The sequence below is a fragment of the Kitasatospora sp. P5_F3 genome, from assembly GCF_054049135.1.
On record NZ_JBFUMY010000012.1, the window covers coordinates 202,581 to 226,113 of the forward strand.

The window sequence follows — 23,533 nt, forward strand, 5'->3', positions numbered from 1 at the left end:
TGGCCGCTGCACCTGGCACCGGCATGCCCTCTCAGCCTGCCGCGCTCGGTGCAACCCGTTCAATCTCGACTCAAGACTGAGGCTATTTCGTGGCGAACATCAAGTCCCAGATCAAGCGCAACAAGACCAACGAGAAGGCGCGCCTGCGTAACAAGGCCGTCAAGTCCTCGCTGAAGACCGCTGTGCGCAAGGCCCGCGAGGCCGCCGCTGCCGGCGACACCGCGAAGGCCACCGAGCTCGCCCGGGCCGCCTCCAAGGCGCTCGACAAGGCCGCGAGCAAGGGCATCATCCACAAGAACCAGGCCGCCAACAAGAAGTCCGCGGTCACCAAGCTCGTCTCGGCCTGATCCCAGGCCCCTCCGGTCGACGGGTCAGGCGGCCCTCTACCCGCCTCCGACGACCAGCCCTCACGTCAACTTTCCGGCCCTCTATCCGGAACTCGTGAGGCGTAAAGAAACTCCGTACCGCACGCGGCCTGCGTTCGCCACGCGGGTGCGGTACACGACAGGCGTCGTAGCTTCGGCTACGGCGCCTGTCGGCGTCTGTCCGGGGGTTTTCTCACCCTCTGCCACCTTGTGTTCACCGATAGGGTTCGCTGCGACGTGGCCAGCACGCATCCCGGTTGGGGGCTCATCAGATGTCGTATCAGCTGCCGACGCCGACGGACACCGGTCCGGCGTTCCCTGGCCGCTCCACCCCGCCGCCCTACGGGCCGCCGCCCCGGGCCACCGCCCGCCTCCGGCGCCGGCCGCTGCTCTGGGGAGTCCTGAGCGCGGTGCTGACCTCGGCGATCTGGGCCGTCGCGGTGCTGACCGTACCGGGCCTGGTCACCCTGCCGGACGGCCCCGCCCCCGAGATCGGCAGTTACCGGGTGGTCGAGGACCTCTGCGCCACCGCCCGGCTGAGCCGCTTCACCCAGCTCTACCCCGCGCAGTCCGGCACGCCGTACCACTACTCCACCCGGCACGCGGCGCTGGACGACATGTACTGCAGCCAGTACCTGAAGAAGAGCGCCGGGGAGACCGAGCACTCCTCGCTCTACATGCAGGCGCAGCTGCACCGGCAGGTGAACCCCCGGGCCGAGTTCGAGGCCCAGCAGTCCGGGCTGCGGCAGCGGAAGTACCTGATCACCGACGTCCCCGATCTGGGTGACCAGGCGTACGTCGGCTACCTGGACGACCGGAGCAGCTCGGACCGGACCTGGCACTACCTCACCCAGGTGCTGTACGTCCGGGACGGCGGGCTGACGTACTACCTGAGCTGGTCGGGCTCGTACCAGGAGGGCAAGGCCGTGGCGCCCGACCGGGAGACCGTCCGGCAGGCGCTGCTGATGGACAGCCGGGACGTGCTGCACGCGCTGGCCGGGCTCTGACGCTCCGTCGGCCGGTCGTCAGCGCATCCGATCAGCGCATCCGGAAGACCGGGCCGCGCGGGGTGAACGGGAGCCCCACGCCCTGCGGGACCAGGTACGCGTGCTCGCGGCGGACCCGGAGCACGTCGCACTCGCCGTCGGTGATCAGCAGGACCGGGGCCCCGGGCGGGAAGTCCTCGGCCCGCTCCAGCAGGTCCACACCCGGCTGGAGGACGGTGCCGCCCCGGCCGCGGACCCGGACCCGGCCGGCGATCTCGTCGGTGGGCAGGTACCCGGCGTCGTGCGGGGCGGCGTCGCAGAACACCACCCGGGCGGCCGTGACGTCCCGGGCTGCGGCGTACGAGGCGATCGCGCCGAGCGCCTTGCCGAGCAGCTGACGGCTCATCGAACCCGAGGTGTCCAGCACCACGCCGAAGGTGCAGCGAGCCACCTCCTCGGGCGGGTAGTAGTGCCCGGCGCGCGGAATGTCGGGGGTGGCGGCCTGGCGGCGGGACGGCCGGGCGTAGCTCCGGACCGGCTGCGGGGACGGCACGAACTCGTCGAACCAGCGGGCCAGTCGGGCATCCCAGGGCAGTGGCGGGTGAGCGAGCGCGCGGATCTCCTCGACCAGCCCGGAGGGGAGCAGGCCGCGGTCGCGCCGGTGCAGTTCGAAACCCTGCTGGAGGCCGCGCCGGTAGAAGTCGTCCAGGTCGACGTAGTCGCGCGGGCGGCCCAGCGGTTCGCCGATCAGATCCGACTTGCCCTTGCCCGCCAGGGTGGCGAGCCGGCGGATCCGGCGCTGGTCCCGGACGATCCGGTCGTAGACCTCCTCGGTCGACAGGCCCTGCAACTGCGGGTCGTGCAGCAGTCCTTCGGGCATCGCGCCGACGCCCATCTCCAGCAGCCAGCCGTTGATCACGTAGTCCGCCGCGACGTTGAACAGGTACGGATCGCGGGCCCCGCAGCGCTCGCCGTGCCGCAGCGCGGCGTGCAGCAGCTCGTGCGCCAGGATGAACCGCCACTCCTCGTCGGTGTGGTGACGCAGCGGGTTGAGGTAGATCTCCCCGGCCTCCGCGTTCACGGCGGCCACCGAGATGCCCTGGGCGCGGGCCAGTTCGGCATCGGCGACCAGGGTGATCCCGGCGGCGATGCCGCCGAGCAGCGGATAGGAGGAGATGAACCAGTTGAGCGCCCTGGTCCAGGGGCGCTCCGGCAGCCGCTCCCCCGTCAGCTCCTCGCGGCGGCCGCCCGCCACGTCCATCGCGGCCGACATGGTGCGGGTGAGTGCGGCGGCGAAGGCCGTGGTCCAGTCCTCGGGGTCGGACCAGTGAGTCCAGCCCACCAGGAGCTGGTCGGAGCTGCCGCCCGCCACCCCGGGCACCCGGGGCAGGCCGTCCCGGCGCCAGCGGGCGGCCAGCTCCTCCTCGTCGCCGGACGGGACCGGGGGCGGCAGTTCGAACGGGGCGCGGCCGGTCGGGAAGGTGGCCAGGAAACGGTTCACCACGGCACACCGGGCGGTCCGCAGGTACTCGTCCGGGGCGGTGCGGCGGCCCCGCTCGGCGGGGACGTGGCCGAAGCCCAGGTGGAGCAGGCAGTGCGCCAACACCCAGGCCCACTCGGCCGGTTCGGCCCGGCGCTTGCGGTTGGCGTGCACGGTGCCGCCCGAGTCGACCACGGCCCAACCGTCCGGTGGGGCGGACCGGCAGTCCGCGTCCCAGCAGATGCTGACGTTCAGGGCGGCGAAGGCGTGGTTGTTCCGGAGCAGCCGGAGCCCTTCGGTGAACGCTTCGGCCGCCGGGTCCTTGGGGGCGGCGGCGGGCTTCACCGGCGGGCCTCGACCAGGCGCGGCAGGTCGCGGGCCGCCTCGATCAGGAACCAGGCGGGCAGCACCGGGTTCCCGTCCGGTCCGTCCGCGATCACGGTCTGCGCCACCTCGACCGAGATCTCGGCCAGTTGGACCAGCAGGCTCTTGGCCCGGAAGGCGGTCTGCCGAAGGGAGTTGGAGGCGTGCTCCTTGCGGGCCGGCAGCTCCTTGACCAGTCGGGAACGGAACGAGTCGGCCAGGTAGTAGAGCAGGTCGCGGTCCTCCAGCCGGTGCGGCCAGCGGGCGTCGCCCTTGAGGATCGCGTCCAGACCGTAGGAGTTGCGGACGATCTTCGCGTAGCCGCAGAAGGCCACCGCGTGCGGCGGGGTGAGCAGACCGTGCGCGAGCACCTTGAGGGTCGGCTCGTCCAGGGTCGGGCCGAAGGAGTGCAGGCTGTCCGAGAGCATGTGCCAGGCCCGGGGGGTCGAGAACGGCTCCTCGGTCTTCGGCGGCGCGGACCACAGATGGTCCGGGCGGTCGGTGAGGTAGTCCTGCACCCACGGGTGGATGCCGTTGGCCCCGGCCCAGTTGAGCCAGTCGGTGGCGCTGGCCCGCAGGTGTACGTGCACCAGGCGGTTGACCAGCGCCGAGGCCATCGGACGGGCCAGCGCCCCGTCGGTGGACCGGTTCCCGGCGCCGATCACGATCGAACCGGGCGGCAGCTCGTACGAGCCGATCCGGCGGTCCAGGATCAGCGAGTAGAACGCCTTCTGCACGTCCGGGGTGGCGGCGTTGAGCTCGTCCAGGAAGAGGCAGTAGGGCTCGTCCCTGGCGATCGACTCCGGCGGGCAGAACCGGGACCGGCCCTCGGCGGTGATCTGCGGGACACCGATCAGGTCCTCCGGCGCGAGCTGGGTACCGATCAGGCTGACGCACTCCAGCCCCAGCGAGTCGGCGAACTCCCGTACCAGGGAGGACTTCCCGATCCCGGGCGCGCCCCACAGGAACACCGGCCTGACGGTGGCCAGGCCCAGCAGCAGCTCGGGGACCTGGGACGGCGAGACGGTGACGGCACCCTGCAAGGCGGGCACTCCTTCGGAGGTTCGGGGGGATTCCGCGCCAGTCTGCGGGACGGTCCGACGGTCCGCACCTTGTTTTCCGGGGGCCGGGCGCGCAGTTACCGGCCCTTTTCCGCTGCCCTTTCGAGCGGAATCGAGTGGCCGTCCGGGCACTGTTGCGCAGAAAACCACCCGGAGCACCCGGCCGGGACTTGAGCCGCGCGGGCCGGACTGCTTCGATGTGCAGCAACTCCAGTTGGTCTAGTCCAATTGCTGGCACACTGACGCGACGCCCGACACGTGAACCGGAGCACCGACTTGCGCAGGATCTGCCTGACCCTTCCCACCAACCGCGCCTGCACCGGCACGATTTCGGACATCGGCGCCGAAGCGGCGTACGCGGCCGAGCAGTTCGGCGTCGAGGTCCGGCTGCTGATCCTCGACTCCTCGGACGAGTCGACGTTCACCGAGCACGCCAAGGCCGTCGGCGAACTTCCGGTGCTGCCGAACGTGATCGTGCACCACCTGGACGAGGCCGCCCAGCGCGACTTCCTGCGGGCGGTGATCGACCGGTCCGGTACCGCCGACCCGGAGTTGCTGCTCGAGCTGATGCTGCCGGACGCCGTCTCCTACGGTGCCTGTACCAACCGGGCGTTCCTGATCGCCGGTGCGCTCGGCTGCGCCTCGATCCATCGCCGGGACTCGGACAGTGGCTACCAACTCCTGGACGGCGTACCGGTGTTCCCCATCCACCAGGAGCTGCTCTCGCTCGGGAGGTCGGGCACCGAAGCGGCCGACGGCGTCACCGAGAACGCCCTCGACCCGGTGCACGGAGCCAAGCCGGTGTCCATGGTCGGCAGCTCGTTCATCGGTGAACTCTCCGTGGATGTCGGCGAGATCCGCGAACTGGACCCCGCGATCTACCACGAGGTGGTCAGTCTCTGGGCCCCGCCCGAGTGGTCGCGGGAGGAGATCGACGGACTGGTCGAGGAGTCCTTCATCGGCGGCGGCACCGATCCGTTCACCCACGACGTGTCGGTGCTGGACGTGCCGGACATCTGGCGGATCGACATGTGCAACATCGGCTTCGACCGCGAGCTGTACGAACGCGTCCCGCTGCCGCCCGCGACCGCCACCATCGGCAGCGACTACTTCCTGCTGCACGTGGTCCGGCACGCCCCGCTGCCGGCGGTCGTGCACAACCGGCACATCGTCAACTACTACACCCCGGAACGGCGGACCGGCGCCGGGTTCCTCGCGTACCAGCTGCGGTTCGTGAAGTTCCTGCTGTCGATGCTCTACTTCCACCCCGTCTACTTCGCCCTGGAGGCGGCCGGACCGGCGCTGCTCGACGAGGAGCACCATGTGCGTGCCGCAGGTATCGCCGGATTCGCCCGGCAGACCGCCGGGGCGGACCGGGCGGAGAACGTCCGGCGGCTGGACGTGGTCGACCGCTGCTACCGCCGACTGGGCGGAAAGTATGCCGAGTTCGCCGACCACCTGGCGCCGCTCCGGGACCGTCTGCTGGACGAGGCACAGGCCGACATCGAGTCCTTCGCGCTGCTGATCGACGCCTGGGGCCCGCTGGTGGCCGCCGCCCGGGCCGTCGGGCTGGAGCAGGCGTCCGAGGTCGGCATCCGGATCCGTCCGCTGGTGGAGCGCGACTGGGACGACCTGGTGGCGCTGGAGGCCCGCGCCTACGCCGAGAGCGGCCTCTCCGAGGGGTCCGAGGCGCTCCGGTCCAGGGCTGCCGTCTCGCCCGGTACCTGCTTCGCGCTGGAGTACGACGGGCAGTTCGGCGGCTATCTGCTGGCCCTGCCCTACCCGCTGGGTCAGTGCCCGGACCTGAGCCTGGCGGAGACTGCGGGCTTCGCTTCGGGCAACCTGCACGCGCACGACTTCGTGATCACCGAGGAGCTGCGTGGCCGGGGGCTGACACCGCACTTCGTCCGGCAGATCGAGGCGGCGGCGCGGGCCCGGGGCTTCGAGCGGCTCTCCATGGTCGCGGTGCAGCGCAGCCATGTGCTCTGGGCCCGGCTCGGATACACCGCGCACCGCGAGGTGGCCCTCCCGGAGAGCTACGGCACGGAGGCGGTCTACATGTCCAAGGCCCTCTGACCAGGCCGCGACCACCGGCTCGATGCACCACTCACCACCGAAGACGAAGAAGGCTGACTCACACATGCTCCGCGTTCACGACCCCTTCCGTAGAGCCCAGTTGGCGATCGCCGCCCTGTTCTTCTCTCTCGGGTTCCAGTACGCCACCTGGGTCTCCCGGCTCCCCGCGCTGAAGACGGAGCTGGACCTCACCGAGGCACAGCTAGGACTGCTGCTGATGGCCGGCGGCGTGGGCGCGGCGGCCTCCTACCCGCTGGTGGCGGTAGCAATGAAGCGGCTGGGGTCGCGGCGGCTGTCGCTGCTGGCCGCCCTCGTGCTGGCCGTGATCCTGCCGGTGCTGGCCGTGACGCCGAACTACCCGGTCACCCTGCTGGTGATCTGTCTGGACGGGGTCGCGGTGGGCTTCCTCAACGTCGCGATGAACGCCCAGGGCGCCGCCCTCGAGGTCGAGTACCAGCGCACTGCGATGGCCCGGTTCCACGCCACCTTCAGCGCCGGCTCGCTGACCGCCGCGCTGGTCGCCTCCGGCGTCAACCTCTTCACCTCGGCACTGACCGTGCACTTCGGCGTGGCCGCCCTGCTGCTGGTCCTGGTGGTCGGGCTCACCCGGTCCGGACTGCTGACGGGTGATCAGCCGGCCACCCAGGAACCGGCCGCGCAGGACGCTGTGGAGCAGCCCGAACCCGAACCCGCCGCCAAGCGCGGGCTGACCCTGCCGACCCGGGTGACCATCTGGATGGGTCTGGCCATGGTCTTCGGCACCATCACCGAAGGCGCCATGAACGACTGGTCGACGCTCTACATGAAGGACGTCGTCAGTGCCTCGGCCCAGGTCGCACCGCTGGGCATCGCCGTGGTCTCCGGGATGATGGTGCTGGCCCGGATCTTCGCCGACGGCTGGCGCGCCCGCTGGGGTGACGGCCGGATCGTCGTCGCGGGCAGTGCGCTGGCCGGCGCCGGTCTCGCCACCGCCCTGCTGGTCGGCGGGGTCGTCCCCGCGCTGATCGGCTTCGCCTGCGTCGGCCTGGGCACCGCTGCGATCACCCCGTGCGTCTACGTGGCCGCCGCCCGCCAGGGCTCGGACGCGCTGGCGCTGGTCGCCGCGATGGGCACCATCGGCCTGCTGGCCGGCCCGGCGATCATCGGCTTCATAGCGGACGGCAGCAGCCTGGTCTGGGGTATGGCCGCCGTCGCGGCGTCGGCCGGGCTGGTCTCGCTGTGCAGCACCCGGATCCGCTGGAAGGCACTCGCCGAGGCGTAAGGCCCTCGGGGCGCAGACCGCCGGAGGGCTTTACCTCTCCGGGCACCGACCCGCCCGCTCGTACCGACGGCCCGCCCGGGTGCCGGTCAGTACGGGCGGGCGCCCGCGCGTGAGGCCCTGGCCACCGCGACCACGGCGCGCTCGAGAGCGTAGGCCGGATCACCGGAGCCGCCCTTGACGTCGGCGTCGGCCCGGGCGATCGCGGTGAGGGCGGTGGCGACCCCGTCGCCCGTCCAGCCGCGCATCTGCTGGCGGACCCGGTCCACCTTCCACGGCGGCATGCCCAACTCCCGGGCCAGGTCGCCCGGCCGCATGTTCCGGCCCGCGCTGGCCAGTCGGCCGATGCTGCGGACGCCGGAGGCGAGCGCGTAGGTGATGCCGGTCGGCGGCTGACCGACCGCCAGCGCCCAGCGCAGCCGCTCCAGCGCCTCGGCCGTCCGGCCGGTGACGGCCAGGTCGGCCACCTCGAAGCCGGTGGCCTCGGCCCGGCCGCCGTAGTACCGGGCCACCACGGTCTCGTCGATCGCACCCTCGACGTCGGCGGTCAACTGACTGCAGGCGGCGGCCAGCTCGCGCAGGTCACTGCCGAGCGCATCGAACAGGGCCTGGCAGGCCTCGGGGGTGGCGGAGCGGCCCAGCGTACGGAACTCGCCCTTGATGAAGGCCAGTTTCTCCCCGGCCTTGGTGAGCTTGGGGCAGGCCACCTCACGGCCGCCGAGCTTGCGCCCGGCGTCCAGCAGGCCCTTGCCCTTGGCACCGCCCGCATGGACCAGCACCACCATGACCTCCTCGGCGGGCGCGTCGAGGTAGGCCCTGAGCTCCTTGACCGAATCCGCCGCGAGATCCTGCGCGGCCCGGACCACGATCACCTTGCGCTCGGCGAAGAGCGAGGGGGTGGTCAACTCGGCCAGGCTGCCGGGCTGCAGGGCTCCGGGGGCGAGGTCGCGTACGTCGGTGTCCGGATCGGCCGCCCGGGCGGCGGCGACCACGGCGGCGACCGCGCGGTCCAGCAGCAGCTCCTCCTGGCCGACCACCAGGGTCAGCGGGGCGAGCAGGTCGTCGGGTGCACTCTTCCTGGCCATCGCCTACCAGGATCGCACGTACCACCGACGGTGCTCCGCAACCGGTGGTCCGCAGCCCGTGGACGGTGTGGACAATGGTGTCCGTGACCATGAACCTCACCCGCCAACTGCTCGTGTTCCCCGACCGTGACGCCGCCGAGGAGGTGACGGAGGAGCTCTCCGCCCGCTGGCCCGACCTGGGCGGGATCGAACTCGTCCGGGACGCCCTGGCCGGCGAGGACGACGCGGAGGACGCGCAGTGGCTGGTGGTGCTGGAGGCGCCCGAGGAGGGCGGCTGGACGGCGGATCGGCTCGCCGCCCTGGACCGGCTGAGCGCCGAACAGGACGGCTGGCGCGAGGAGGGCTGACCAGGGCCGGCTCATCCTGTGACCGGACGTCAGCGCAGCAGGGCGAAGGTGAGCGCGGCCACGCCGCCCAGCGCGGTGCCGGCCAGCACCTGCGGCAGCGTGTGCGCCTTCAGGACCAGGCGCGACCAGCCGATGGCCGCGACCGCTGCGGCGGCGAGCGCGAGCAGCGGCCCGAAGACCAGCATCAGGATCAGGGCCGCGCCGCCGGCCACCGAGTTGTGGATGGAGATCTGCCACCAGACCGTCACCAGCAGGGAGGTGGCCAGCCCGACCAGCATCGCGACGGCCAGCGCGAACACCTCGGCCGGAGCGCCCAGGACGCGCAGCGCGGTCACGCCCGCCACCACGGAGACCAGGCTGGCTCCCATCGGGATCACCCGCTGCCTGCGGACCCGGATGTGCTTGTCCGTCAGCGCCCCGCGCCGGACTCCCAGCAGGATGATGCCGAGCGGGATGATGCCGCAGAACAGCGCGGCCAGCAGGCCCCAGCCGAGACCACGCCAGCTCTGGCTGGTGTGCCAACCGACAAGCAGGAGAAGGCCGATCACGAGATTGGCCGGGGCCAGCACGTCGGTGACCGCCTTCGCGGCCTTCTCCCGCGGTGTGGCCGCCTGGTAGACCGGCGTCTCGGGTGCGGTGAACGTACTCATCGGGGGGCTCCTGAGGCTGAGGCGACAACCAAGGCATTAGATACGATCACCGGCTCCCTTGGGTAACGGCGTGCAGGTTGGTGGACGTGCCGAGGACGGCGATGGCGCCTGAGTGGTCGGTGCGCAGGACGGTGGCCCCCAGCGATCGGAGCCGGTCGATGGTGGCGGCGGACGGGTGGCCGTAGGGGTTTCCGAGGCCACAGGAGATCAGCGCCAGGCGGGGGTCGAGGGTGCGGGTGAGCTCCTGGTCCTGGTGGGCCGAGCCGTGGTGGGCGACCTTGAGGACGTCGACCCTGGGCAGGGCCGGACGGGCCCGCAGGGCAGCCTGGGCCGGTGGTTCGAGATCGCCGAGCAGGGCGATCCGGAGCGCGTCGGGCGGTCGGCCGACGGTGGCGATCAGGGCGATGCTGGCGTTGTTGGCGCCCGGGGCAGCCGGGTCGAGCGGGTCGGTGGGCCAGAGCAGGTGCCAGGAGAGCTCGGGACCGGTGCTGCGCCGTTCGTCCTGCCGGGCCGGAAGAACGGGGACTCCCGAGGCGGCCGCCCAGGCCAGCACCCGGGCCCGCTCACCCGGCGGCGAGTCGAGGGTGGTGACCTGGACGGCACCGACCGTACGGCCACGCAGGACACCGGGCAGGCCCTCGACGTGGTCGGCGTGATAGTGGCTCAGGATGACCAACGGGACGATGGTGATGCCCAGTTCGCGCAGGCACCGGTCGGCGGCGAGCGGATCGGGGCCGGTATCCACCACGATCGCGCTGTCGGAGGGGGAACCAATCGGGAGCACGGACATGTCACCCTGGTCCACGTCGCACATGACGAACCGCCAGTCGGGCGGCGGCCAGCCGGTGGCGAGCCGGGCGAGCGGGGCCGGGCGGAGCACAGCGAGCAACAAGGTCAGGGCGAGGACGGCGGCGAGGACCGGCCGCAGTCGGCTCGCAGCGCGGAACGGCCGGGTGGACCAGGCCAGCGCAAGGGTGGCCAGCGCGAGCAGGACGGCCCCGAAGAGCCCGCCGGGCCAGTTGAGTTGGGCGCCGGGGAGGGCGGCGCCGTGCCGGGCGACGGCGGCCAGCCAGCCCGTGGGGACGGCCGCCAGATCGGCCAGCAGCCGGGCGGCGGGGCGGGAGAGCGGATCGACCGCCAGCGTGGCGAAGCCGAGCAGCGTGGCCGGGGCGACGGCCGCCTCCGCGAGCAGGTTGCAGGGAATGGCGACCAGGCTGATCCGGGGCGCCAGCAGGATGGTGGCCGGGGCGCAGAGCGCCTGGGCGGCTGCGGTGGCTCCGGCCGCGGCTGCCAGGTACCCGGGCCAGCCCCGGGCCCGCAGGGCGGCGGACCAGCGCGGGCCGAGCGTGAGCAGACCGGTGGTGGCGAGGACGGAGAACAGGAAGCCGAAGGACCGGGCCAGGTACGGGTCGAACAGGAGCAGCAGCAGGACGGCGGAACAGAGCGCGGGCAGGGCCTGCCGAGGGCGTCCGGTAGCGAGCGCGAGCAGGCCGACCAGCCCGGTGGCGGCGGCTCGCAGCACGCTGGGCTCCGGGCGGCAGACCGTCACGAAGGCCACCGTGAGGACCGCCCCGACCAGGGCGGTGGTGCGCAGGGGCAGCCCGAGCAGGCCCGCCAGTCCGCCTCGGGCCTGGCCTCCCGCCCGGGTGGGCGTGCCGAGCAGGACGGCCAGCACGATGGCCAGATTGGCCCCGGAGACAGCGGTCAGGTGCCCCAGGTCGGTGGCCCGGAACGCCTGGTCGAGGTCGGCGGGCAGCCGAGTGGTGTCACCCACCACCAGACCGGGGAGCAGGCCCCGGGGATCGGTGGCCAGATGGTCGGTGGCCGCCCGCAGGCCGGACCGCAGCCGGGCGGCCAACTGCTGGGTGTGGCCCGGGGCTTCGAGCTGTTGGGGTGGGCCGTGCGCCAGCAGGGCGGCGGCGGTGCTGCGGTACTCCTCGGTGGCGGGCAGCACTCGGACGTCCGCCCGCAACCGGGTGGACGGGATCACCTCACGCCAGGCGGCGACGTCCTGGGCGCGGACCACCACGGTGACGGGAGTCGTGGTGTCCACGTCCCCGCCGACCCGGTCGACGGTGGCGGTGAGGGTGAGCATGGACTGCCCGGGAGCGGTGCCCCGGGCCTGCGAGGTACGGGGCTTGGGGTCACCGGTGACGGTGAGTTCGACGGTCAGCGCGGGTGGGGCCTCGGACCGGGCGAGCGCGGGGATCGGGCCCCGGTGCAGGTCGGCGGTGTGCAGGGTGGTGCCGGCCGTCGCGGCGGCCGCGGCCAGCAGGGTGGCGGCGAGCAGGGCACCGGCCGGCCGGGAGCGGTACAGCAGCAGGACCAGGGCCGTGACGACGAGCAGGCCCGCCAAGCCGAGCAGCAGCGGCCGGTGCTGCTCACCGAGGCCGAGCACGGTGGCGGTGACCGCCCAGACCACGACCGTGGGCACCAGCAGCCGAAGGTCGGCCGGCTCGGCCGGGTGAGGCGTTGTCAGGTGCGGTGTCGGCGGATGAGGTGTCGGCGAGTGGGCTGTCACAGTGTCAGCAGCGCCCGGAGCTCGGCGTACTTGCGGTCACCGATGCCGCTGATCTGGCGGAGCTGGTCAAGGGAGCGGAACGGGCCGTGCTCCTGACGGTGCTGCAGAATCCGCTCGGCGAGCGTGGGCCCCACGCCGGGCAGGGCGTCGAGTTGCTCCTTGGTCGCCAGGTTGAGGTTCACCGGCCCGGCCCGGGCGCCCGGCGCAGCACCGGGGACGGCTCCCCCGCCGACCAGGATCTGCTCGCCGTCGGTGAGCACCCGGGCGAGGTTGAGCCCCTCGATGGCCGTGTCGGGCAGCGGGCCGCCCGCCAGCACGAGTGCGTCCGCCACCCGGGCTCCGCTCGGCAGCGTCCGCAGGCCCGGGTGCCGGACCTTCCCCGCGACGTCGACCACCACGGTCGGCCCCGACGGCGGCCCCGCCCCCGAACGCGGCCCGGCCGATGCCGAGGAGACCGCAGCCACGGTGGCCGGAACGGCAACCTCCGAGGGACGGCCGAGCCAGAAGTGCTGCACGGCGTACCCGACCGCGAGAAGCAGCAGCACCGACAGGCCGAGCACCGCCCGGCGGTCGAACAGCAGGCCGCGCACCACCGGAGGCGGCACGGGCGGCAGCACCGCCTCCTCGGCCGGCACATCAGGTCCAGCAGGTCCGGTCAGCTGCGCTGCCGGCGCCGCCGGAGCCGCCGGAGCAGGTGTCAGGAAGAGGTAGGTCAGCCGCCCACGGACGGTCTCGGCGGTCTCCTGGCGACGGGCTGCGCCCGGGGTCATCGTTCTCATGCCGAGGACGGTACGAGCCCCGGCCGACGGCCCCGGCGGACAGCCAAAAGCTGTGGAAAACCCGGGGGTTGTGGACAACCGAGGTCCCTCGAAGGAGGGAGTTTCAGCGCGGCGCGACCACCACGGCCAGCAGTCCGGGACCGACATGCGCACCGATCACCGCGCCCACCTCCACCACGGACAGCTCCCGCAGCCCTGGCACCCGCCCCCGCAACCGCTCCGCCAGCGGCTCGGCCCGGTCCTCGGCGGCCAGGTGGTGCACGGTGATGTCCACCTCGTCGGTGCCCGCCGTCTCGACCGCGATCTCCTCCAGCCGGGCGATCGCCCGGGAGGCCGTCCGGACCTTCTCCAACGGTTCGATCCGGCCGCCGGAGAGGTGCAGCAACGGCTTCACCGAGAGTGCGGAGCCGAGCATGGCCCGGGCGGCGCCGATCCGGCCGCCGCGGCGCAGGTACTCCAGGGTGTCCACGTAGAAGAAGCCGCTGGTCCGCTCCGCCCGGGCGGTGGCGGCGGCGGCCACCGCGTCCAGGTCGAGCCCGTCCTCGATGGCCTGAGCCGCCGTCAGGACGCAGTGGCCGAGTGCCATGCCGATCAGATGGCTGTCCACCACCCGGACCGGGACACCGGCCTCGGCGGCGGCCATCCGGGCGGCCTCCCCGGTGCCGGACAACTCGGCGGAGATGTGCACCGAGACGATGCCGGTGGCGCCCGCCTCGGCGGCGGCCCGGTAGGCGGCGGCGAAGGTCTCCGGGCTGGGGCGGGAGGTGGTCACCCGCTGCTTGGCGCGGAGCGCCTCGGCGACGTCCTTCGGGGAGATCTCGACGCCCTCGGTCAGGGCCGCGTCCCCGACCACCACGCTGAGCGGGACCACCGTGATCCGGTGCCGGTCGATGGCCTGCTGCGGAAGGTAGGCCGTGGAGTCGGTGACGAGCGCGAGGCGGTGGGACATGAGCCGGAGGGTACTCCCCGCTCGTCGGGTGCGGACACCACGGGTCGGTTCAGCGGTGGGTCAGCGGTGGGTCAGCGGTGGCTCAGGCGGACCGCTTGCGCAGCCGCTGGGCGAGGTCGCTCAGCCCGAGCAGCTCCTCGGCGCTCACCCCACGCTTGGCCGAGATGCCCGTGCGCTCAGTCTGAGAGGCGGCGGCCGAAGCGGCCGGGGCAGCCGAGTCCCAGTGCCGGAGCGCCCCCGCCTCGCTCTCGCACTCCTCCGCGAGCCGCGCGAGCTCGTCGTCGGCGAAACGCTGCATCCGGTCCTGCGCCGCCCAGCGCATCGACTCGGCCGCGTGCGTGATCCGGTCGGCCCGCTCGCGCAGCTCCGGGAGCTTGGTGGCGACCCGGCCGGCCTCCGGCTCCAGTTCCAAGGTCCGCAGCTCGCCGTCCAGTTCGGCGGCGTGCGTGTCCAGGCGGGTCAGCAGCTGGAGCGACTCGGCCAGCTGGGAGTCCTCGGCGAGCCCGGCGGCAAGCACCTTGCGGGTGCTGTCGAGCGAGGAGCGCAGCGCGAGGCGGACGGTGGAGATCTGGCCGTGGGCGCCCGGTTTGGCGAAGGACTTGGCCTTCAGCGCGGTGTTCTCGAAGGCGCGGCGGGCCTTGGCCTCCTCCTGGGAGATCTTGGCGGCGGCGGCCTTGCCCACCTTGACGGCACCGACCCCGAGCATGACCATCAACCCCACTCCGAACAGCAGGGCCAGACCGAGAACCACGCCGAGTACGTCCATCACGAGCCGCCTTCCAGCACACCGCACCACGCCGGCCACCGCAGCCGTACGCCCACCGCTCCCCCGGAGAACGGCGGTGCGACCACCCAGGGTTCCAAGGTAGCCGCACCGATCGGCGGAAGGGCCCGCAGGAACGCCCGGGCGGCAGGAATCAGGCAGAGATAGGGGGCGGGCCTCAGGGATGTCCCCGAGACCCGCCCCCTGACGGTCGGCCCGACCTCGGCTCGTCAGCCGGTGACGATGTTCACCAGCTTCGGCGCCCGGGCGATCACCTTGCGGACCGGAGCGTCGCCGATGGCGGCGACCACGGCCGGGTCGGCCAGCGCCAGCGCCTCCAGCTCCGCGTCCGTGATGGCCGGCGAGACCTCCAGGCGGGCCTTCACCTTGCCCTTGATCTGGATCACGCAGGTGACCGCCTCGGCGACCGCGTAGACCGGGTCGGCCACGGGGTAGTCGGTGTAGGTCAGCGACCCGTCGTGGCCCAGCCGGCGCCACAGCTCCTCGGCGATGTGCGGGGCCAGCGGGGCCACCATCAGCACGATCTGCTCCGCGACCGAACGCGGCGTGGAGCCGCGCTTGACCAGGAAGTTGTTCAGCTCGATGGCCTTGGCCACTGCCGTGTTGAAACGCAGCGCGGCCATGTCGCCGCGGATGCCGTCGATCGCCTTGTGCAGCGCGCGCAGGGTCGCCTCGTCGGGCTCCTCCTCCGTCACCACCAGCTCGCCGGTGGCCTCGGAGACGATGTTGCGCCACAGCCGCTGCAGGAAGCGGTACGAGCCGACCACCGCGCGGGTGTCCCACGGGCGGGAGACGTCCAGCGGGCCCATCGACATCTCGTACAGGCGCAGGGTGTCGGCGCCGTACTCGTCGGCGATCTCGTCGGGCGCGACCGCGTTCTTCAGCGACTTGCCCATCTTGCCGGCCTCGCGCTTGACCGCCTCGCCGTTCCAGAAGTACTGACCGTCGCGCTCCTCGACCTCGGCGGCGGGCACCGGGAAGCCCCGCTCGTCGCGGTAGACGTCGGCGGTGATCATGCCCTGGTTGAACAGCTTGTGGAACGGCTCGACCGAGGAGACGTGCCCCAGGTCGTGCAGCACCTTGTGCCAGAACCGCGCGTACAGCAGGTGCAGCACCGCGTGCTCGGCCCCGCCGACGTACAGGTCCGCGCCGCCGCCGGGCTTCTGCGCGGTCGGGCCCAGCCAGTACTGCTCGTTGGCGGGGTCGACCACCTTCTCGCCGTTGGCCGGGTCGATGTAGCGCAGCTCGTACCAGCAGGAACCGGCCCAGTTGGGCATGGTGTTGGTCTCGCGGCGGTACGTCTTGACGCCGTCGCCCAGGTCCAGCTCGACGTTGACCCAGTCCTCGTTGCGGGACAGCGGGGTCTTCGGCGAGGAGGTCGAGTCGAACGGGTCGTAGGTGTGCGGCGAGTAGTCCTCCACCACGGGGACCTCGACCGGCAGCATCGACTTGGGCAGTGCGTGCATCACGCCGTCGGCGTCGTAGACGATCGGGAACGGCTCGCCCCAGTACCGCTGACGGCTGAACAGCCAGTCGCGCAGGCGGTAGTTGACGGTGCCTTCGCCGATCCCGCGCCCGGCCAGCCACTCGGTGGCGGCGGCCTTGGCCTCGACCACGCTCAGCCCGTCCAGTGACAGGTCGTCATGGGCGGAGTTCACGATCACCGAGTCGTACGTGTCGAACGCGTCGTCCCAGGACGACGGGTCCTCGGAACGCCCGTCGGTCGGCTGCACCACGCAGCGCATCGGCAGTGCGAAGGCGCGGGCGAAGGCGAAGTCGCGGTGGTCGTGCGCGGGCACGGCCATGATCGCGCCGGTGCCGTAGCCCATCAGCACGTAGTCGGCGACGAAGACCGGGACGGGCTCGCCGCTGACCGGGTTGGTCGCGTACGCGCCGGTGAACACGCCGGTCTTCACCTTGGCGTCGACCTGGCGCTCGACGTCCGACTTGGCGGCGGCTTCGGCGCGGTAGGCCGCGACGGCCTCGGCCGGGGTGGCTGCGCCGCCCTTCCAGTCCTCGTGGGTCTCGGCCGGCCAGGCGGCGGGGACGATCGAGTCGACCAGCGCGTGCTCGGGCGCCAGCACCATGTAGGTGGCGCCGAACAGGGTGTCAGGGCGGGTGGTGAAGACGGTGATCGCGTCGGTGCCGACGGCACTGTGCTTATCGACTGAGAATGCGACGCGCGCACCCTCGGAGCGGCCGATCCAGTTGCGCTGCTGCAGCTTGATCGCCTCGGGCCAGTCCAGCAGGTCCAGGTCGGCGATCAGGCGGTCGGAGTACGCGGTGATCCGCATCATCCACTGGCGCAGGTTCGACTTGAAGACCGGGAAGTTGCCGCGCTCGGAGCGGCCGTCCGCGGTGACCTCCTCGTTCGCCAGCACGGTGCCCAGCCCGGGGCACCAGTTGACCGGCACCTCCTTGGAGTACGCCAGCCGGTACTCGCCCAGCAGCTCCTCGCGCTCGGCGGCGGACAGCTCGGCCCAGGCGGCGCCGCCCGGCACCTCACGCTGACCGGACTCGAACTGCGCGATCAGCTCGGCGATCGGGCGGGCCTTGCCGCCCTCGCCGGCCTCCTGGTCGTACCAGGAGTTGAAGATCTGCAGGAAGATCCACTGGGTCCAGCGGTAGTAGTCCGGGTCGATGGTGGCGATCGACCGGCGCGGGTCGTGCCCCAGGCCCAGGCGGCGCAGCTGCTGCCGCATGTTCGCCATCGCGGCCTCGGTGGTGATCCGGGGGTGCTGGCCGGTGGCCACCGCGTGCTGCTCGGCCGGCAGGCCGAACGCGTCGTAGCCCAGGGTGTGCAGCACGTTGTGACCGGTCATCCGCTGGTAGCGGGCGTAGACGTCGGTCGCGATGTAACCCAGCGGGTGGCCGACGTGCAGGCCCGCACCGGACGGGTACGGGAACATGTCCATGATGAAGCTGTGCGGCTTCGAGACGACGTCACCGGCGTTCGGGTCGGCCAGGGCGCCGGCCGGGTTGGGGGCGTTGAACGTCCCCTCCTTCTCCCAGATGTCCTGCCAGCGGGACTCGATCTCGGCGGCCAGCGTCGCGCCGTAGCGGAAGGGCTCGGTGGCAGCGGCCTCGGCCGCGGCGGGGGTCGTCTCGCTCATGGTCCTTCGGGCTCCATCTGATGTCAGTTCGCGAACGGCGGCGGGAGAAACAAAAAAGCCCCTCGCAGGAGGGGACGCCACGCCGACTCCGGCCCTCGGCCGGTCCTGGTCAGCGCGGCCGGCTAAGAAGCAGGCGCACAGTTCGCATGGCCACAGGGTACCGCACCGACCCTCAGCGCCCCGCGCACCTTTTCGGCACACGCACCGGAGAAGCGGGTGCCTCAGCGAACCGCTGCGTCGAACTCCCGCAGGGCCCGGGCGACTCGGGCGGACTGCATACCGGCCGCCAGGCTGCGGGCCTGGTCGGCGACCCGGGCGGCCTCCTCGCGGTCGCCGGTCCGCAGGTAGGAGTCGGCCAGCCGGACCATCAGCAGGGCCTTGGCCCGGGCCCGTTCGGGGGACAGTGCGGCGATCGCGCCCGCGAGCAGGTGCTGGGCCCGTTCGTGGTCGCCGAGGAAGAGGTAGCCCTCCCCCACCATGCCCTCCAGGTCGGCCCGTTCCTGACTGTGGTCCTGGTCGCTCCCCAGGGGTTGGTCGCCGTCCAGCGCCTGGAAGGCCCGCTCCGCGACCGCCTCCGCGCTGATCTGCTCACCCTTGCGCCCATGCGCCCGCGCGATCCGGCCCAGCTGGAGCGCCCGCTCACGGGGCGTCAGGACCTCGTCGGCCGCCCGCAGCGCGGTGGAGAGCATGGCGACCGCGTCCAGCCCCCGCCCGCCGGAGTTGTGGGTGGCCTGGACGGCGAGGCAGCCGACCACGCTGACCCCGAGCCGGGGATCGCCGGAGACGTGCGCCGCCCGCAGCGCGGCGACGAAGGCGCGCTGCGCCGCCGCGTCGTTGCCGAGGTCGTAGTTGGCCCAACCGACCAGCCGGGCAAGCCTGCTGGCCGCGCCGTACAGTTCGCGGCCGAGCGGCTCGTCGTACGCGCCGAGTTCGAGCAGCTTGCCGATCATGGCGAGCTCGGCCTTGGCCAGGTCGAGGATCAGGCCGCCGCCGTACGCCCGCTCCAGCCGCTGCTTGCTGTCGTAGCTGAGCCGGAGGTCGGCGAGCTGCTCGGTGGCTATTCGCAGCGCGCCCTCGCCACCGGTCAGTTCGGGGGCCGGGGAGGCCCAGTGCCGGGCCGCCTGCTGGAGTTCGTCGCCGCGGAACAGGTCGGTGAGCCGGACCGGGGCGGCGTCCGCACCGGCCTCGCGCAGCGCGGTCTGGGCGGTGTCGGCCGTCCACGGGTCGGTGAGCAGCCGGGGCGAGAGGATCTTGGCGCCGCGGCCGCTGCCCATCTGGCCCCAGAGCTGCTCGTACGTCACCGCGATGCCGACGGTGCGGCTGAGCACCTCACAGACCGTCTGGTCGTGCGGGCTGCGCGGCACCATGCCCCGGTCGCGCCACTTGTACGGGGCGGTGGAGCTGATCGCCAGCACGGGCGGGAGCGCGGCGTTGAGCTCGCGGGCCAGCCGCTCCGGGCTCCAGCCGAGCTGGTGCAGGATGCGGGCCAGCTCCTCGTTCCGTCTGCGCTCCAGGTCGGCCATGGCACCGACCGTATCGGGCCGCTCCGGTGACCGGCCAGGGAACCCCCGAAACGGAAGAGGGCCCCTCCCGTTACCCGGGAGGGACCCTCTTCTCGAACTGTGGAGCTACGGAGAATTGAACTCCGGACCTCTTGCATGCCATGCAAGCGCTCTACCAACTGAGCTACAGCCCCGCGTCATCCGGCGTTTCCCCCGGCGACGTCGTTCACTTTACACGGTCCCCGGCCTACTCCCCTAATCCCTTCCGGCGGCCGTCGCCCGCCGGGTACGGAGCGCGAAGCAGGCGGCGAGCACGAGCGCGAGGGCAACCGTCGAGACCGTCACCAGCAGCGCCCGGGCCGAGTCGGCGGGCGGGGCCGGCAGCGCGGCCCGGCCGAGGAAGAGGGTGCCGAGCAGGGCGACCCCGATCACCTGACCGAGCTGGATCACCGTCACCAGGACACCGCTGCCGTCCGCGGCGTCCGCCGGATCGACCCGGCCGAGGGCGGCGGCGAACAGCGGGCTGTACGCGCAGCCGACCGCCAGGCCGCCGACCGTGAGCACCAGTTCGGCGCCGAGGCCGATGTCCGCGCCGCCGCTCACCAGGGCTCCGAAGAGCAGGTATGCCCCGGCCGCGGTGCCCAGCGCCAACGGCGGCAGCCGTCGGTGCAGCCGCTGCGGCAGCCGGTGCCAGTGCAGGCTGGAGAAGCCGAAGCCGATCGCGACCGGAGCCGAGAGCAGGCCGGCCCGCAGCGCGCTGTACCCGAGCGCGGCCTGCTGGTGCAGGGCGAACGCGAACATCAGCCCGGCGAAGGCCACCATGACCAGGAAGATCGCCCCGGCCGCGGGCAGCAGGCCGGGCGCCCGCAGCACCCGGGCCGGCACCAGCGGCTGCCCGCCCCGGGCCGCGATCCGGCGCTCCACCACGACGAACACCCCGGACAGCGCCGCACTGCCGGCCAGCATCACCCAGCCCCAGACCGGCCAGCCCAGCTCGTGCCCGAGCACCAGCGGTACCACCAGCAGCCCGAGCGCGGCCGCCAGCACCACAAGACCGACCACGTCGAAGCGGCGGCTGCCGTCCCCCGGCGTCACCGGCAGCAGCCGGCGGCCGGCGATCAGCAGCACCAGCCCGATCGGGACGTTGACCAGGAAGACCGGCCGCCAGCCGGTGCCGAACAGGTCGGCGCTCACCAGGATCCCGCCGACCACCTGCCCGACGGCCATCCCACCGGCCAGCACCGCCGAGTACAGCCCGAGCGCCCTGACCCGGGCCGCCCCGCTGAAGGTCCGCTGGACCAGGCTCATCACCTGAGGCACCATCAGCGCCGCCCCGGCCCCCTGGAACACCCGGAAGCCGATCAGCCACCCGGTGCCCGGGGCCAGCCCGCAGGCGAGCGAGGCGACGGTGAAGGCCGCCAGACCGAGCAGGAAGAGCCGGCTGTACCCGTACCGGGCGCCGAGCCGGGCGCCGGTGATCAGCAGCACCGCGTACGCGATGGTGTACCCCGCCACCACCAGTTGCAGGGCGGCCCCCGAGGCGCCCAGGTCGGTCCGGATGCCGGGAACGGCGACGTTCACGATGGAGACGTCCAGCAGGGCCATGAACTGGCCCAGCAGGACGACGGCGAGCAGCCGCCCCGAGCGGGTCGGAGCCGTGGCCGGAGCGGCGGCGGTGGAGGTCTGAAGGTCCGTCATGCCGCCAGCCTGGCGGCAGGCCGGTACCGGTGGTTAGAGCCTGCTGATCCTGGTACCGGGAACACCCGTCAGCCGACCGTCCGTCAGGATGGGGGCATGACCGTGCTCGACGAACGGAACGCCACCGACCGACGCCGGCCCGAGCTGGCCGGCTTCCTGCGCGCCTGCCGGGCCCGGATCACCCCGGAGGCGGTCGGGCTGCCGCCGGGGCCGCGCCGCCGGACGCCGGGGCTGCGCCGCGAGGAGGTGGCGCAGCTCGCCGGGGTCGGGGTCACCTGGTACACGTGGCTTGAGCAGGGGCGCCCGATCAACGCCAGCGAGCAGGTGCTGGAGGCGGTGGCCCGGACGCTGCGGCTGGACGGCACCGAACGCGACCACCTGTTCCGGCTGGCCGGGCTCAACCTGGTCCGAGCGGCCGACGACACCTTCTCGGTGCTCGACCCGGCCACCCAGCTGATCCTGGACCAGCTCGACCCGCTGCCGGCCGCCGTCTGCAACGGCCGCTACGACCTGCTGGCGCACAACGCCGCGTACGACACCCTGTTCCCCGGCGCGACCCGCCCGAAGCCGCCGAGCGGGCGGCGGAACAGCATGTGGTGCGCGTTCACCGTGCCGTCCTGCTGCAACCCGTTCGTGAACCGGGAGACCGAGCTGCCCCGGATGGTCGGCGTGCTGCGCGGCGCGTACGGGCGGCACGTCGGAGAGCCCGCCTGGGAGGAGTACATCCGGGATCTGGCGGCGGCCAGCCCGGAGTTCCGCGAGCTGTGGGCCCGTCAGGAGGTGGCGCCACCCCGGTCCTCGCTCAAGGTGTTCCGGCACGCGGCCGTCGGCGACCTGCGGTTCCAGGCCTCCTACCTGACCATGCCGACCGCGCCCGAGGTCTACCTGGTGGTCTACACCCCGGAGGGCCCGGCCGACCGGGCCGGTCTCGAGTGGCTGGCCGCCCACCCGGACACCCCGCCGGCCGACCACCGACACGACTGAGCCGGCCGGGGAACGACCGAAGGCCGCCTCCCTGAGGGAGACGGCCTTCGGTGTGTTGTGGAGCTACGGAGAATTGAACTCCGGACCTCTTGCATGCCATGCAAGCGCTCTACCAACTGAGCTACAGCCCCGCGTGCCGCACGGTCCTTGACGGACCGCCGAAGCGGAGTGGAGCTACGGAGAATCGAACTCCGGACCTCTTGCATGCCATGCAAGCGCTCTACCAACTGAGCTACAGCCCCGCACTCGAAGGACTTCCCGCCGACCTTCCGGCCTGCGTTTCTTTCCTGCGAACGAGGAAGACTCTAGCTGGTCAGGGCCGGAACTGCGAAATCCGGGCCCCGCTCAGGTCTCGTCGCCGATCACCGGCTGCGGCAGCGTGCCCGCGTTGTGCTCCAGCAGCCGCCAGCCGCGCGCGCCCTGGCCGAGCACCGACCAGCAGCAGTTGGACAGGCCGCCGAACCGCTCCCACTGGGCCGGCTCCAGATCGAGCAGCCGGCCGAGCATGGTGCGGATCGTCCCGCCGTGGCTGACCACGACCAGGGTGCCGTCCTCCGGCAGCTTCTCCACCGCGGCCAGCACCACCGGGACGGACCGGTCCGCCACCTCGGTGCTCAGCTCGCCGCCGCCGCGCCGGACCGGCTCGCCGAGCGCCCAGGCGTCGTACTGCTCCGGGAACCGGGCCCGGATCTCGGCGTTGGTCAGGCCCTGCCAGTCACCGGCGTAGGTCTCCCGCAGGCCCTCGTGGTGGTCCACCTCGAGGCCGGTGACCCTGCTCAGCTCGGCGGCGGTCCGCCGGGCGCGCTTGAGGTCGGAGGAGATCAGCAGGTCGGGCCGGAGACCGGCGAGCAGCCTGGCCGCCCGCTGCGCCTGGAAGACGCCCTGGTCGGTCAGCTCGATGTCGGTGCTGCCCTGGAACCGCGACTCGAGGTTCCAGGAGGTCTGGCCGTGCCGCCAGAAGACGATGCGCGGACCCCGCGCCTTGCCGCTCAGCTCTCGTCCTCGATGATCGCGTCGTCCTCGGAGACCGCGTTGCCCAGGGCGTCGGTGAGGACGCTGTCCGGGCGGTTCCGGGTGGCCAGCGCCTCGGCCGGGACGGGCAGCTCGGGGCAGTCCTTCCACAGGCGGTCGAGGGAGTAGAAGGAGCGCTCCTCGGAGTGCTGGACGTGCACCACGATGTCCAGGTAGTCCAGCAGGATCCAGCGGCCCTCGCGCTCGCCCTCGCGGCGGACCGGCTTGACGTCCAGCTTCTCGCGGAGCTGCTCCTCGATCTCCTCGGCGATCGCCTTCACCTGGCGGTCGTTGCTGGCCGAGGCGATCAGGAAGGCGTCGGTGATCGACAGCACGTCGCTGACGTCGAAGGCGATGATGTCGTGGGCCAGCTTGTCGGCCGCCGCGAGGGCGGCGACGTTGATGAGGTCCTGGCTGTACTCGGTGGCAGTCAAGGTGTTCTTCCGGCTCGTCCTATGAGATTCGCCTTCCAGGATCTCACGAACCCGCCCGGGCCCCGGTCGGGTCGACCGGGGCCGGGT

At 72.4% G+C, this 23,533-nt stretch carries 19 protein-coding genes, 3 tRNA genes and 1 pseudogene; 7 read left to right on the top strand and 16 right to left on the bottom strand.

From position 1 onward, the window contains the following. The first annotated feature begins 89 nt into the window (after nucleotides 1-89). Nucleotides 90-347: a 30S ribosomal protein S20 gene (rpsT, locus tag ACXJMZ_RS11305; protein WP_057238597.1), complete on the top strand. Its 258-nt coding sequence runs from the start codon at nucleotides 90-92 to the stop codon at nucleotides 345-347. A 290-nt stretch (nucleotides 348-637) separates the two neighbouring features. Then, nucleotides 638-1,372, top strand: coding sequence for a hypothetical protein (locus ACXJMZ_RS11310; RefSeq protein WP_457029872.1), 735 nt, complete (start codon nucleotides 638-640; stop codon nucleotides 1,370-1,372). Between the two features lie 31 nt (nucleotides 1,373-1,403). Here ACXJMZ_RS11310 and ACXJMZ_RS11315 read toward each other — a convergent pair whose 3' ends face one another. Together ACXJMZ_RS11315 and ACXJMZ_RS11320 are read right to left on the bottom strand one after the other, a co-directional pair. Continuing rightward, complete coding sequence (locus ACXJMZ_RS11315; RefSeq protein ID WP_457029873.1) at nucleotides 1,404-3,176, bottom strand: vWA domain-containing protein; 1,773 nt, start codon at nucleotides 3,174-3,176, stop codon at nucleotides 1,404-1,406. Next, entirely contained in the window at nucleotides 3,173-4,237 is a 1,065-nt protein-coding gene (locus ACXJMZ_RS11320; protein WP_457029874.1) for an ATP-binding protein, read from the bottom strand. The genes ACXJMZ_RS11315 and ACXJMZ_RS11320 overlap by 4 nt, the downstream gene beginning before the upstream one ends. Before the next feature lie 294 nt (nucleotides 4,238-4,531). Between ACXJMZ_RS11320 and ACXJMZ_RS11325 the strand changes: the two are divergent. The 3 genes and pseudogenes from ACXJMZ_RS11325 to ACXJMZ_RS11335 all read left to right on the top strand — a co-directional run. Next, a pseudogene (locus ACXJMZ_RS11325) lies at nucleotides 4,532-5,827 on the top strand (DUF6271 family protein); the annotation flags it as partial. A 63-nt stretch (nucleotides 5,828-5,890) separates the two neighbouring features. Continuing rightward, nucleotides 5,891-6,331, top strand: a complete 441-nt coding sequence (locus tag ACXJMZ_RS11330) for a GNAT family N-acetyltransferase (RefSeq protein ID WP_457029949.1) — start codon at nucleotides 5,891-5,893, stop codon at nucleotides 6,329-6,331. 64 nt (nucleotides 6,332-6,395) lie between these two features. Beyond that, nucleotides 6,396-7,592: an MFS transporter gene (locus tag ACXJMZ_RS11335; protein WP_457029875.1), complete on the top strand. Its 1,197-nt coding sequence runs from the start codon at nucleotides 6,396-6,398 to the stop codon at nucleotides 7,590-7,592. A gap of 86 nt (nucleotides 7,593-7,678) precedes the next feature. Here the strand turns inward: ACXJMZ_RS11335 and holA are convergent, their stop codons facing one another. Continuing rightward, entirely contained in the window at nucleotides 7,679-8,674 is a 996-nt protein-coding gene (gene holA, locus ACXJMZ_RS11340; RefSeq protein WP_457029876.1) for a DNA polymerase III subunit delta, read from the bottom strand. Nucleotides 8,675-8,763: 89 nt separating this feature from the next. Here holA and ACXJMZ_RS11345 point away from each other — a divergent pair, with 89 nt between their 5' ends. Next, entirely contained in the window at nucleotides 8,764-9,021 is a 258-nt protein-coding gene (locus ACXJMZ_RS11345; protein ID WP_057239148.1) for a hypothetical protein, read from the top strand. Nucleotides 9,022-9,050: 29 nt separating this feature from the next. Here the strand turns inward: ACXJMZ_RS11345 and ACXJMZ_RS11350 are convergent, their stop codons facing one another. The 9 genes from ACXJMZ_RS11350 to ACXJMZ_RS11390 form a co-directional block, all read right to left on the bottom strand. After that, nucleotides 9,051-9,671: a hypothetical protein gene (locus tag ACXJMZ_RS11350; protein WP_457029877.1), complete on the bottom strand. Its 621-nt coding sequence runs from the start codon at nucleotides 9,669-9,671 to the stop codon at nucleotides 9,051-9,053. Nucleotides 9,672-9,717: 46 nt separating this feature from the next. Next, nucleotides 9,718-12,105, bottom strand: a complete 2,388-nt coding sequence (locus ACXJMZ_RS11355; protein ID WP_457029878.1) for a ComEC/Rec2 family competence protein — start codon at nucleotides 12,103-12,105, stop codon at nucleotides 9,718-9,720. A gap of 83 nt (nucleotides 12,106-12,188) precedes the next feature. Next, complete coding sequence (locus ACXJMZ_RS11360) at nucleotides 12,189-12,971, bottom strand: helix-hairpin-helix domain-containing protein (RefSeq protein WP_457029879.1); 783 nt, start codon at nucleotides 12,969-12,971, stop codon at nucleotides 12,189-12,191. A 103-nt stretch (nucleotides 12,972-13,074) separates the two neighbouring features. After that, entirely contained in the window at nucleotides 13,075-13,920 is an 846-nt protein-coding gene (locus ACXJMZ_RS11365) for a DegV family protein (protein ID WP_457029880.1), read from the bottom strand. An 82-nt stretch (nucleotides 13,921-14,002) separates the two neighbouring features. Further along, a complete protein-coding gene (locus ACXJMZ_RS11370) occupies nucleotides 14,003-14,686 on the bottom strand; it encodes a hypothetical protein (protein ID WP_457029881.1) in 684 nt (227 codons plus the stop codon). A gap of 227 nt (nucleotides 14,687-14,913) precedes the next feature. Then, a complete protein-coding gene (gene leuS, locus ACXJMZ_RS11375; protein WP_457029882.1) occupies nucleotides 14,914-17,817 on the bottom strand; it encodes a leucine--tRNA ligase in 2,904 nt (967 codons plus the stop codon). 221 nt (nucleotides 17,818-18,038) lie between these two features. Continuing rightward, entirely contained in the window at nucleotides 18,039-19,340 is a 1,302-nt protein-coding gene (locus tag ACXJMZ_RS11380; RefSeq protein WP_457029883.1) for a hypothetical protein, read from the bottom strand. A 100-nt stretch (nucleotides 19,341-19,440) separates the two neighbouring features. Then, nucleotides 19,441-19,513, bottom strand: a tRNA-Ala gene (locus tag ACXJMZ_RS11385). A gap of 61 nt (nucleotides 19,514-19,574) precedes the next feature. Beyond that, entirely contained in the window at nucleotides 19,575-21,017 is a 1,443-nt protein-coding gene (locus ACXJMZ_RS11390) for an MFS transporter (RefSeq protein ID WP_457029884.1), read from the bottom strand. Between the two features lie 96 nt (nucleotides 21,018-21,113). On the opposite strand from ACXJMZ_RS11390, the gene ACXJMZ_RS11395 reads away from it, so the two are divergent. Beyond that, complete coding sequence (locus ACXJMZ_RS11395; RefSeq protein WP_457029885.1) at nucleotides 21,114-22,001, top strand: helix-turn-helix transcriptional regulator; 888 nt, start codon at nucleotides 21,114-21,116, stop codon at nucleotides 21,999-22,001. A gap of 58 nt (nucleotides 22,002-22,059) precedes the next feature. On the opposite strand, the gene ACXJMZ_RS11400 is transcribed toward ACXJMZ_RS11395, so the two are convergent. The 4 genes from ACXJMZ_RS11400 to rsfS all read right to left on the bottom strand — a co-directional run bounded on the left by ACXJMZ_RS11400 (nucleotide 22,060) and on the right by rsfS (nucleotide 23,446). Further along, nucleotides 22,060-22,132 (bottom strand) — tRNA-Ala (locus ACXJMZ_RS11400). 38 nt (nucleotides 22,133-22,170) lie between these two features. After that, a tRNA-Ala gene (locus tag ACXJMZ_RS11405) sits at nucleotides 22,171-22,243 on the bottom strand. A gap of 103 nt (nucleotides 22,244-22,346) precedes the next feature. Beyond that, nucleotides 22,347-22,994 carry a histidine phosphatase family protein gene (locus tag ACXJMZ_RS11410; protein ID WP_457029950.1) on the bottom strand — a complete coding sequence of 216 codons (648 nt, stop codon included), beginning with the start codon at nucleotides 22,992-22,994 and terminating at the stop codon, nucleotides 22,347-22,349. Next, nucleotides 22,991-23,446, bottom strand: coding sequence for a ribosome silencing factor (gene rsfS, locus ACXJMZ_RS11415; RefSeq protein WP_057238576.1), 456 nt, complete (start codon nucleotides 23,444-23,446; stop codon nucleotides 22,991-22,993). Before rsfS ends, ACXJMZ_RS11410 begins: the two co-directional genes overlap by 4 nt. Nucleotides 23,447-23,533 lie beyond the last annotated feature (87 nt).

Bases quoted from the DNA above. Each gene is read 5' to 3' on its own strand.
- ACXJMZ_RS11310 (WP_457029872.1), top strand. From the start codon at position 638: ATGTCGTATCAGCTGCCGACGCCGACGGACACCGGTCCGGCGTTCCCT.
- ACXJMZ_RS11335 (WP_457029875.1), top strand. From the start codon at position 6,396: ATGCTCCGCGTTCACGACCCCTTCCGTAGAGCCCAGTTGGCGATCGCC.
- holA (WP_457029876.1), bottom strand. From the start codon at position 8,674: ATGGCCAGGAAGAGTGCACCCGACGACCTGCTCGCCCCGCTGACCCTG.
- ACXJMZ_RS11345 (WP_057239148.1), top strand. From the start codon at position 8,764: ATGAACCTCACCCGCCAACTGCTCGTGTTCCCCGACCGTGACGCCGCC.
- ACXJMZ_RS11350 (WP_457029877.1), bottom strand. From the start codon at position 9,671: ATGAGTACGTTCACCGCACCCGAGACGCCGGTCTACCAGGCGGCCACA.
- ACXJMZ_RS11360 (WP_457029879.1), bottom strand. From the start codon at position 12,971: ATGAGAACGATGACCCCGGGCGCAGCCCGTCGCCAGGAGACCGCCGAG.
- ACXJMZ_RS11365 (WP_457029880.1), bottom strand. From the start codon at position 13,920: ATGTCCCACCGCCTCGCGCTCGTCACCGACTCCACGGCCTACCTTCCG.
- ACXJMZ_RS11370 (WP_457029881.1), bottom strand. From the start codon at position 14,686: ATGGACGTACTCGGCGTGGTTCTCGGTCTGGCCCTGCTGTTCGGAGTG.
- leuS (WP_457029882.1), bottom strand. From the start codon at position 17,817: ATGAGCGAGACGACCCCCGCCGCGGCCGAGGCCGCTGCCACCGAGCCC.
- ACXJMZ_RS11380 (WP_457029883.1), bottom strand. From the start codon at position 19,340: ATGGCCGACCTGGAGCGCAGACGGAACGAGGAGCTGGCCCGCATCCTG.
- ACXJMZ_RS11390 (WP_457029884.1), bottom strand. From the start codon at position 21,017: ATGACGGACCTTCAGACCTCCACCGCCGCCGCTCCGGCCACGGCTCCG.
- ACXJMZ_RS11395 (WP_457029885.1), top strand. From the start codon at position 21,114: ATGACCGTGCTCGACGAACGGAACGCCACCGACCGACGCCGGCCCGAG.